Source organism: Streptomyces sp. GbtcB6, assembly GCF_019091475.1.
Classification (GTDB): domain Bacteria; phylum Actinomycetota; class Actinomycetes; order Streptomycetales; family Streptomycetaceae; genus Streptomyces; species Streptomyces hyaluromycini.
Genome location: NZ_JAGXJL010000026.1, coordinates 133,608 through 143,840 on the forward strand (window position 1 = coordinate 133,608; position 10,233 = coordinate 143,840).

7 protein-coding genes and 1 pseudogene are annotated in these 10,233 nt (G+C 71.9%); 5 read left to right on the plus strand and 3 right to left on the minus strand.

Features of this window, described 5'->3' with window-relative positions; translation table 11 throughout:
- Nucleotides 1-25 precede the first annotated feature (25 nt).
- Together KVT45_RS35285 and KVT45_RS35290 are read right to left on the minus strand one after the other, a co-directional pair.
- Nucleotides 26-1,210 (minus strand): M20 family metallopeptidase, encoded by a 1,185-nt coding sequence (locus KVT45_RS35285; protein ID WP_217553223.1) that lies wholly within the window; start codon nucleotides 1,208-1,210, stop codon nucleotides 26-28.
- A gap of 45 nt (nucleotides 1,211-1,255) precedes the next feature.
- Complete coding sequence (locus KVT45_RS35290) at nucleotides 1,256-2,809, minus strand: AbgT family transporter (RefSeq protein ID WP_217553224.1); 1,554 nt, start codon at nucleotides 2,807-2,809, stop codon at nucleotides 1,256-1,258.
- 126 nt (nucleotides 2,810-2,935) lie between these two features.
- Between KVT45_RS35290 and KVT45_RS35295 the strand changes: the two genes are divergently transcribed.
- The 3 genes from KVT45_RS35295 to KVT45_RS58195 all read left to right on the plus strand — a co-directional run bounded on the left by KVT45_RS35295 (nucleotide 2,936) and on the right by KVT45_RS58195 (nucleotide 7,891).
- Nucleotides 2,936-3,961 (plus strand): Lrp/AsnC family transcriptional regulator, encoded by a 1,026-nt coding sequence (locus tag KVT45_RS35295; RefSeq protein ID WP_217553225.1) that lies wholly within the window; start codon nucleotides 2,936-2,938, stop codon nucleotides 3,959-3,961.
- A gap of 186 nt (nucleotides 3,962-4,147) precedes the next feature.
- Complete coding sequence (locus KVT45_RS35300; RefSeq protein ID WP_308310960.1) at nucleotides 4,148-4,609, plus strand: GNAT family N-acetyltransferase; 462 nt, start codon at nucleotides 4,148-4,150, stop codon at nucleotides 4,607-4,609.
- A gap of 159 nt (nucleotides 4,610-4,768) precedes the next feature.
- Nucleotides 4,769-7,891, plus strand: coding sequence for an FG-GAP-like repeat-containing protein (locus KVT45_RS58195; protein ID WP_217553227.1), 3,123 nt, complete (start codon nucleotides 4,769-4,771; stop codon nucleotides 7,889-7,891).
- Between the two features lie 123 nt (nucleotides 7,892-8,014).
- On the opposite strand, the gene KVT45_RS35310 is transcribed toward KVT45_RS58195, so the two are convergent.
- The gene (locus KVT45_RS35310; protein ID WP_217553228.1) at nucleotides 8,015-8,950 is read right to left on the minus strand and encodes a LysR family transcriptional regulator; all 936 of its coding nucleotides are present in this window, start codon (nucleotides 8,948-8,950) and stop codon (nucleotides 8,015-8,017) included.
- A gap of 169 nt (nucleotides 8,951-9,119) precedes the next feature.
- Here KVT45_RS35310 and KVT45_RS35315 point away from each other — a divergent pair, with 169 nt between their 5' ends.
- Together KVT45_RS35315 and KVT45_RS56730 are read left to right on the plus strand one after the other, a co-directional pair.
- Nucleotides 9,120-10,061: an NADP-dependent oxidoreductase gene (locus KVT45_RS35315; RefSeq protein WP_217553229.1), complete on the plus strand. Its 942-nt coding sequence runs from the start codon at nucleotides 9,120-9,122 to the stop codon at nucleotides 10,059-10,061.
- Nucleotides 10,062-10,098: 37 nt separating this feature from the next.
- Nucleotides 10,099-10,233, plus strand: a pseudogene (locus KVT45_RS56730) (aldo/keto reductase); the annotation flags it as partial.

The window sequence follows — 10,233 nt, forward strand, 5'->3', positions numbered from 1 at the left end:
GGGCGCCTCCCTCGACGTCCGTCGCTCAGCCGCGCAGTGGTTCCGTCAGCCGGCCCAGCAGTCCGGCGACCAGGGCCGTCTGCGCGGGCACGGTGTCGGCATAGATGAACTCGCCCTGCGCATGGGCCCCGTCGCCGACCGCGCCCATTCCGCACAGCACCGGCAGGCCTAGGGCGGCGACGAAGTTGGCGTCGCTCGCGCCGCCGACGGCGGTGTCGGCCAGGTCGCGGCCCTGTTCGGCGGCGACCTCGCGGGCGAGTGCGAGGAGCGGGACGGAGGCGGCGTTGAGGGTCATCGGGGGCCGGTTCCAGGCGTGGCCGATCTCGATCCGCACCCGGGGGTCGGTGACCTCGACGGCGTCGAACTCGGCGTCCACGCGGTCCTGTTCGGATGCGCTGGTGACCCGGATGTCGATGGTGGCGGTGGCCCGTCCCGCGACCACGTTGGTGGCCGAACCGCCGCTGATCAGGCCGGTGTTGATCGTCGTACCCGCCTCCGGGCGGGCGATCTTCGAGGCGGCGAGCACGAATTCGGAGAGGGCCAGGATGGCGCTGGCACCGTCCTGCGGCGCGAGCCCTGCGTGGGCCTCGATGCCGACGGCGGTGGCCGTGAAGATGCCGGAACCCTTGCGGGCGGTCTTCACCGCGCCGCCCGCGGTCGGCTCAAGGACCAGCGTGACGTCGACCTGCCCGGCGACCTCCTCGATGACCGGGCGGGAGGAGAGGGAGCCGATCTCCTCGTCGCCGTTGAAGAGGAAGGTGACGGTCGGGAACGGGGTGTCGGTCTCGCGGGCCAGCTTCAGGGCCCAGATGCCCTGCACCAGACCGGTCTTCATGTCGAAGATGCCCGGTCCGCCGAGCCGCGCCCGGCCGTTCGGCACGTTCGAGGGCTGTTCCCAGCCGGCCAGCGTGCCGGCCGGCCATACGGTGTCGTAGTGGCCCACCAGGGCGACGTGCCCGGGGGCGGTGCCGGTGTAGGTCAGGGTGAGGGTGTCGCCGTGCGCGCCGCCGGGGTGGCGGCGCTCGTGGTCGGGTTTCCCCAGCCTGTGGACGGCGAGTTCGCGCAGGACGTCCAGGCCGGCGGCGAGGCCGGGGAGGTCGTGGCTGCCGGTCTCCTGGCGGACGAGGGTGAGGATGTCGGCGACGATCTCCGAGGACACCTCCTGGGCGCGGGTGGTGAGGACGGCGGCGGGTGCGGGTGTCGCGGTCATGACCGGCTTTCTCGTGGCTCGTGTGGGTGGGTGGGATGAGGCGGGTCAGTTGACGCCGAACGGGATGCCGAGCAGGTACCAGGCCACGAAGAACGCGACCCAGGCGATCCAGACGACGGCCGCGATCGGGATGGTGAAGGAGGCCAGGGTGCCGATGCCGGCGGACTTCCGGTGCTGCTGGATGAAGCCGAGGGCCATCGCGAAGTACGGGCTCATGGGGGTGACGCAGTTGGTGACCGAGTCGGCGACCCGGTAGACGGCCTGGGTGGTCTCGGGGGCGATGCCGACGAGCATCAGCATCGGTACGAGCACCGGGGCGGCCAGCGCCCACAGGGCGGAGCCGCTGGTGATCACGAGGTTCATGAAGGTGATCAGTACGGCGATGCCGACCAGCACGGTCCAGCCGCTGAGCCTGAGGTCCTTGAGGGTCTCGGCGCCGTCGATCGCGATGACGTTGCCGATGTTCGTCCACTTGAAGTAGGCGAGGAACTGGGAGATCGCGAAGAAGAGGACGAGGATCGGGGCGTAGGTGCGGGTGCCCTGGACGAGGGCCTCGACGATGTCGCCCGCGGCCCGGAAGGTGCCGGCCGTCCGGCCGTAGACCCAGCCGAGCAGGGAGAAGAAGAGGAACAGCACGAGCGACATGCCGGTGATCACCGGGGACTCGACGAGGGAGCCGCCCGGGCCGCGCAGCGGGGAGCTCGCCGGGAGCATGGCGGCCGCGACGAGGGCGACGAAGGCGAGCGCGGTCAGCCCGGTCAGGCGCAGGGCGCGGCGCTGCTCCGGGGTCACCTCGATGGCCTCGGCCTCCTCGGCGCTCAGCGGGGTGACCGGCTCGTCGGGGTCCAGATCCGAACGCCTGGCGATGACCTTGTCCACGACGAGGGTGATGACCAGGGCGACCAGGACCGACGAGCCGAGTGCGAAGAAGTAGTTCGCGACCGGGGTGACGGTGTGGTGCGGGTCGATGGTGCGGGCGGCGGCGGTGGAGATCGACGAGAGCAGGGTGTCGGTCGTGGTGATCGCCGGGGAGGCGTCGTAGCCGGCCGAGATGGAGACGTAGGCGACGATGCAGCCGAGCACCGGGCTGCGGCCGGCCGCACGGTAGACGAGCGCACCGAGCGGGATGAGGGTGACGTACGCGGCGTCGCCGGCGACGTGGGCGACCATCGCCGTCATCGACACCGCGAAGGTGAGGTACCTGCCGGGGACGTGGGCGACCATGCGGCGCAGCATCGTCGTGAACAGCCCGCCGGCCTCGGCGACCGCGATGCCGAAGCCCACGATGAGGATGGTGGCCAGCGGCGGGAAGGTCGCGAAGTTGTCGACGGCCCCCTCGACCATCGTCGTGACGCCGGCCTTGCTCAGCAGGCTCTGCACCTTGATGGTCTCGTGCGTGCCGGGGTGTACGGCGCTGACCCCGGCCGCCGCCAGGACCGCGCTGAGGACGGCGACGACTCCCGCGAGGATCCAGAACAGCCAGAAGGGGTTGGGGAGTTTGTTGCCGACCTTCTCTATCGCCGCGAAACCACGGAACGCGGCGCGCAGGAGTCTGGACGGCGGCTCTGCCGGACGGGGTTCGGTGACGATGGCGCTCATGGGTACCTCTTCGTGCGTTGAAGGAGGCCGGAGAGAGATGTTTCCGCAAACCTTGGCATCAGGGTGGGAGATTTAATAGATCGGGCGCGTAACAGTGGGATTAATCGGCGGTCTAAGGTGTGCGCTATGACTCGCCCCCTGCTCGACGAGCTCGACCGACGCCTGATCGGCGCGCTGCACCTGGCACCCCGGGCCACCTGGGACGACATCGGCGCGATCCTGTCGGCCGACGCCGGCACGCTGAAGCGCCGCTGGGACCGGTTGCACGAGGCCCGTATGGTCCGCGTGATCGGGCAGGCCGACTGGGGCATGCACTCCACGGCGATGCCGGTCCACGTCCTCCTCGACATCACCGGCGAGACCCCGCTGGCCGTCCTCGCCCGTCTCCGTGACCTGCCCCACCTCCAGCTCCTGGCGCAGATCTCCGGCGACTACCCGATCTACGCCGTCGTCCACGCCCCCTCCGAGGCGGCCACCAGCGAGGCCATCGACCGGATGTTCTCCGTGCCGGGCGTCCGGCGCGTCAATGCCCTGCCCGCCCTGAGCACCCTGCGCCGGGGCATCACCTGGGACCCGCAGTTCCTGACCGACACGGAACGGGCCGAGCTGCTGAAACTGACCGGCGCCCGACCGGAGGGCACGGCCACGGCCACGCCCCCGGCGAAGCCGCTGAGCGAGGCCGAGCGCACCGTCGTAGCCCTCCTGATGCGGGACGGACGCGCCTCCGCCGCGAGCGTCGCCCGCGCCGCCGGTCTCGCCACCTCCACGGCGCACCGGGTCGTCCGCCGGGTCCTCGACGAGCAGTGGGTCAAGCCACGCCTGGAGGTCGTCTCGGACTGGCTCGGCTTCGAGACCCCCTTCGTCCTGCGCCTGCGCGTCGCCCCCGGCGACACCCCGGAGGTCATGCGCCGCATCGACCAGCTGCCCCAGACCCGGCTCGCCGCGCACGTCGCCAGCGACATGTCCGTCCTGTGCACGGGCCTGGTCACCGACCGCTCGGCCCTGGCCTCCTTCATCGACGGCGAACTGGCCAGGATCCCCGGCATCCTCGCCGTCGGCGTCGACGTCATGCTCGCCGAGCCGCGCCGCTACTGGCTGGACCGGGACCGGACCGGCGGGCTCGGCGACTTCCACGCCCCGGAGCTGCTCTGACGGTCTCCCGCGAGGCGGTGAGGAAACCGGCCGTCGCTTTCTCCTGGGGCGCGTACCGAAAGTGGTTGGTGGCGGCTCTGTGGGCTGTGCTTCTGTTCCGGAGTGAACATCAAGAGCTCCGGGGTGCCTGGTGAGAGGCCGGGCCTCTGCGTCCGGCCGAGGACTGACGGCGATGTCGAGGAATCTGTGCGGGTCCTCTCGGAGGTCCATCAGTTTGACGGCTATCCGCTGAACTGGCCTGACCGGCCCGGCGAGTGGCTGACACGCGGCCCTCTGCTGGGCTCCTGGGTTGCCGACCTCGAAGGCCGCCTGGTCGGGCATGTCAGTCTGTCCCGCGCCGGCGAAGGCGATCTGGCCCCGACGCTGTGGAGCGAGCGGAACGGGACGACGCGGGCCATGGCCGCCGTGGTCGGCAGACTGTTCGTCGCCCCGCAGGCGAGGGGACATCGGATCGGCGCGCTGCTGATCGGCCGGGCAGCGGAGGAGGCACGGCGTCGTGGCCTGCATCCGGTGCTCGACGTCGTCACGTCCGATACCGCCGCGGCAGCCTTGTACGAGCGACTTGGCTGGGAGCTGATGGCCACAGTCGAGCAGCAGTGGGGCCCGCACCAGACGGTGGCCGTCCACTGTTACGCAGCGCCGTCGTGACATGGCCGGTCACAGCGCGATCGAGCGGCTGCCTGCCTGCGCCGGGGTGGCCTGCCCATCCCCTCTCGCCTGCGCGAGTATCCCCGGACTTTGCCATTCCTTGGTAAGATCCGGCCACTTGTGCGAGGGCGGGGGCCCTCGTGGGGGAGGGAACATCACGTGGGCAGACACGCCCTGAGACGGGGCGGTCTGGCCGCCGCCGTCTCCTCGCTCGCGGTCGCCGTCGTGGCCGCGTCCGTCGTCGTCCTGTCGGAGGGCGGCGGCTCCGCGGAAGCGGCCGAGGCCGACACCACCGCGATCACACTGGTCGACCCCAGCTCGACCACACCACGCACCGACCGCCCGTACGCCGCGGGCGACACCGGCTTCCTGCACCGGCAGACCGGCAGGACCGGACTGCTGTGGACCGACTACACGACCGGCAGGACCGTCACCGTCGAGAACGCCGACGGCGTCTACACCCCGGGCACCGGCTGCACGTCCATCGGCTCCGAGTGCCGTCATGCCTGGTACGGCTCGGACGGCGACCTGGTCGCGCTGCCGGCCACGGCCAACGACGCGTACGCCACCCTGTGGGATCCGGCGACGGCCACCTCGAAGAAGGTGAGCTGGAACGGTTCCGGCCAGTACGGGCAGGGCTATTACCGGGCCCTCGCCGGCGACACGATCGTCACCACCCACACCCTGATCGACAAGGTCGACGGCGAGTGGCGCAGCCGCAGGGTCACCGGTGACGCGACGAACGTCGGGACCGAAGACGTGCTCGCCGCGGACTCCGCCGGTGTGTTCGTGTCGGAGAGCACCTTCGGCACGCTCCGCTACATCGACATCGCGTCGGCCGTGAACACCACCGTGTTCACCGACGCCACCTACGCCTCGCACTACGTGATGAGCGAGGACCGCATCGGCTGGTACCAGGCCGGCACCGCCGAGCTGCACCTCAAGTCCCGCACCGACCTCACCGCCGCCGAGCAGGTCGTCACGCTGCCCGCCAACCCGGGCGCGCTCGACGGCGACCCGATCCTGGTCGGCGACTGGCTGCTGCTGCCGCTGTCCTCCTCCGCGCTCGGCTCCCAGTTGCTCGCGGTCGACGTCGACGATCCCTCGGTGCAGCAGACCCTGCTGGCGAGCGCCGGCGAGTACACGCTGGCGGCGGGGGACGGCAGCGCGCTGGTCACCGGCGGCACCGACGCCACCGACTGGTGGGTGCGGCGGGTGAGCCAGGCCGAGGACGGCACGCTGAAGGTGACGAAGGTCCAGCAGACCCCGGCGGTGGAGAACGCCAAGACGGGCATCGCGCTCAGCCGCGGCAGCCTTCGGGTCGCCGAGGACGACCCGAAGGCCACCGCGGACACCACGTCCGTGCGCACCCTCACCACCGACGGATCCGCCACGCTGACGGCGTCCGAGGCCACGGCGAGCGGGTCGATCTACGAGGCCCTCTGCCCGTACGAGGGCACCACGTGCTCGGCGCTGTGGGGGAACCTCGACGCCCGGGACGTCTACCTCGACTCGAACGGCGGCACCGGCGAGGGCGAGGGCCTCGGCGACGACCGGCTGGCGGAGATCGGCGGCCACGATCTGGACTTCGGCGGACAGGGCGGCCACATCGTCGACGTCTCCGACGACTACGCCGTCTTCGACTCCGGCGGCACCAGCCCGGCGCAGTACGTCGGCGAGTTCGGGCAGGGCCAGAAGCTGAAGCGGTCCGTGCGCGCCGCCGCCCTGAACGGCTCCACCCTGTGGAGCGCCACGAGCACCGTCGGCAAGCTGACCTCGTACAGCATCCCGCAGGAGAAGACGCTCACCACGGTGACCGTCCCGGGCCTGGCCTGCGTGCCGAGCGAACTCCAGGCGGCGGGGCGCTGGGTGTACTGGGCCTGCGGGACGGACTCGGCGGGCGTGTACGACACCAAGGCCGGTACGTCGATGGCGGTCACCCCCGGCGACGTGCTGCTCGGCGACGGCTTCACCGTCCGGCACGACCACGGCGCGGACACGCTCGTCCTCACCGAGGCGGCCACCGGCACCACCCGCACGATCGCCTCCGGTCTGGCCGACAAGGGCCTGACCGTGGACCGCCGTTACCGCTGGACGGTCGACGAGTACACCGGCCTGGTCGCCTGGTTCGACGACTACGAGCGCACCCACGTCACCACCACGGGCATCGCCCCGTCCGCCGTGACGGCCTTCGAGACGTCGGCCGGCAGCTATGTGGACCCGGGGATGCCCTTCGAGGGCGCCTGGGTGCTGTCCCGCCCGGTCACCTCCTGGTCGCTCACCTTCACCTCGGTCCAGAGCGGCGCGAACGGCAAGGCCGCCCGCACCCTCACCGGCGGCGCGACCCCGGCCCGGGTGACGGCGACCTGGAACGGCAGGACGGCGAGCGGGAGTTACTTCCCCAACGGCGAGTTCACCTGGACCCTGAAGGCAACCGGCCTCGGCACCGCCACATCGGACACGGTGACCGGCGGCGACGGCTTCCTGGAGCGCGGGGCCGCGGTGCGCCGCGACTTCGTCAGCCCCGACGGCCCGGACGGCCGCGGCGACCTGCTCACCCTGAACTCCTCGGGCGGGCTGACCTTCCACAGCGGCACGGGGACGGGCAAGCTCGGCGACAAGTACACCGGCACCGGCTGGCCCAAGACCATCACGGCGATCCCCTTCGGCGACCTCAGCGGCGACCGCTGCAACGACGTCCTCGTCCGCTACAGCAGCGGCGCGCTGCGGCTGTACAAGCCGGGCTGCGGGAAGGCGGTCAAGCCGTCGACGTCGTACACGACCCTCGGGACCAGCGGCTGGACGCAGTACAACGCGCTCACCTCGCCCGGCGACGTGAGCGGCGACGGACGCCCGGACCTGATCGCGCGGAACTCGTCCACCGGAGCGGTCTACCTCTACAAGGGGACGAGCACCGGCAAGCTCGCCGCCCGCGTCAAGCTCTACGACAACTGGAAGGGCTACAAGAGGATCGTCGGCACCGGTGACATCACCGGCGACGGCAAGGCCGACCTCCTGGCCCAGGACACGTCCGGCAACGTCTACCGCTACGACGGCAAGGGCGACGGCACGTTCGCGGCCCGCGTCAAGGTGCTGTCGAACTGGGGTGGTTCGTACAACGCGGTCGTCGGGGTCGGCGACATCACGGACGACGGCAGGCCGGACCTGGTCTCCCGCGACACCAGTGGCAGGGTGTGGCGCAACAGCGGGGACGGAAAGGGCTCGTTCGGTCCGCGGGCGCAGATCGCGAGCGGCTGGAGCGGCTACAAGGTCCTTTCGTAGGCGGCGAGTTCGGCCTTCCAGGGCGCCCGGTGACTTGATGTCACCGGGCGCCTTCGCGTTTTCCTCAAGGACCCTGTCCGGCAGGGCCCTTCGATGTCCTCGTACGAGCCGCCCGCGATGGCGTCAGGCGGTTGCCGTCCGCGGTGTCTCCCGGCTCCGGGGTCGGGTGGCCGCCGCGACCCCGGTGGCGGTCCGGACGAAGGCCGCGACGGCCGCGGAACGGGAGCCCTGTGGCCATGCGACCGCCAGGGCGGCCGGTTCCAGGTCGTCGACCGGCCGGTAGGCGATCTCGGGTCGTGGATAGCGCCGGGTGAGCGAGGCGGGGAAGAAGCAGACGACACTGCCGAGTTCGACGAGCCGGAAGATCTCCGGCAGGTCGGAGGTGCCCTGCGCGGTGCTCGCCGCAGCCGTGTCGCCGCGTGGACCGGTCCGGCCGTGCCGTCCGGCACCGGGGCCCTGGTCCGCGGGCGAGCCGTCGGGAAGGCTGAGGCCCGCCAGGTCGGCCAGCCGCAGGGACGGCCGGGCGGCCAGGGGGTCGGCGGCGGCCAGGGCGAGCAGGAACGGCTCGGTGATCAGAGGCTCGGAATCCAGGCCGCGGTCGTCGAACGGGCAGAGCAGCAGCGCGGTGTCGGCACGGCCGTCCCGCACCGCCTGGGCCTGCTCGTCGATCCGGCCGAGCACCAGGCCGACCGGCAGGGCCGCATCCTCTCCGGCGTACGCGTCGAGGATCCGCGGCAGCAGCCCGCCGTCGACGTCGGGCTTGAGCGCGAGCCGCAGCCGAGGCGTGGGCTCGCCGGCGTACTGGGCGCGTCGGCCGGCGGAGCTGACCGCGTCGAGGGCGGTCCGGGCGTCCCGCAGCAGGACCTCCCCGGCCGGGGTGAGCGTGACCCGGCGTGTGGTGCGCCTCAGCAGCGCCACACCGAGCTGGCGCTCCAGCTCCCGGATCGCGCGGGACAGCGGTGGCTGCGCCATGCCGAGCCGCTCGGCGGCGCGTCCGAAGTGCAGTTCTTCGGCGACCGCGACGAAATACCGGAGCTGCCGCGTCTCCAGATCATTCATACCCGCAGGGTATCAACCGCACCGGAATCGGTCCTTCAGGTCCGCCGCCGTGCCGGGTTGACTGGCAGCCGTCGGCGCCTCGTACGCCCACCGGCGGACAGTCGCCGCAGAGAAGGCGCAGAGCAAGCACAGAGCAGATGCAGAACAGGTGCAGAACAGGAGATGAGCCATGCGTGCTGTCACGGTGCACCGGATCGGTGACACGCCCGAACTGACGGAACTCCCCGTCCCCGGCCCGGGACCGGGAGAGGTCCTGGTCGAACTGGCGGCGGCGTCGCTGAACCCGGTCGACATGGGCATCGCCGAGGGCCGCCTGCCCATGCCGTACGTGATGCCGCTCGTCCTGGGGGTGGACGGCACGGGCCGGGTGACGGAGACCGGGGACGGCGTGGTCGGGTTCCGGCCCGGCGACACCGTGCACGGCCAGTTCCTCCGCGCGCCGCTGGGCCACGGCACCTTCGCCGAGTACGCGGTGGTGCCGGAGGCCCCGGACGGCGGGGCGCTCCAGCGGGTCCCGGACGGCATGCCCGCCGAGATCGCGGCGGCACTGCCGACCGCGGGCATGACCGCCCTCGGCGTCATCGAGGCCATCGGCCTGCGCGCCGGGCAGTCGGTCCTGATCGCGGGCGCCACCGGCGGGGTGGGCGTCTTCGCCGTCCAGCTGGCGGCCGCCCGCGGCGTGGAGGTCATCGCGACCGCCCGGCCCGACGCCGCCCGGTGGATCCGCGGTCTCGGCGCCGCCGAGACGGCCGACTACACGGCCGGCGACATCGTGGAGCAGGTCCGCAGGGCGCGGCCCGACGGGATCGACGCCTTCCTCGACCTCACCCGCGACACGGCCCGCTTCGGCGCGTACGCCGGACTCGTGCGCGACGGCGGCGCGGCGGCGTCCGTGTCCTTCTCCGCGCCGCCGGAGCTGCTCGCCTCCGAGCGGATCGCCGTGAGCAACTACATGATGCAGGACAAGCCGGACCTGCTCGCCCGGATCACCGCGGAGGCCGCATCGGGCCGGATCACGGTCCCCGTCCAGCGGACGGTTCCGCTGGAGGGGGTTCCGGAGGCGCTGGCGCGCGGGGGCGGCGCCCGCGGCAAGACGACCGTACGGATCTGATGTCCGGCACCGACCCGCAAGGACTGGAAGGACCCTCGTGGACTACGTCAAGCTCGGCAGTACAGGCCTCGATGTCTCGCCGATCGCGATCGGCGCGATGCCCTACGGCGAGCCGGACCGCGGTCACCCGGTCTGGTCGCTGGGCGAGCAGGACAGCCGTCGGGGAGCCAGG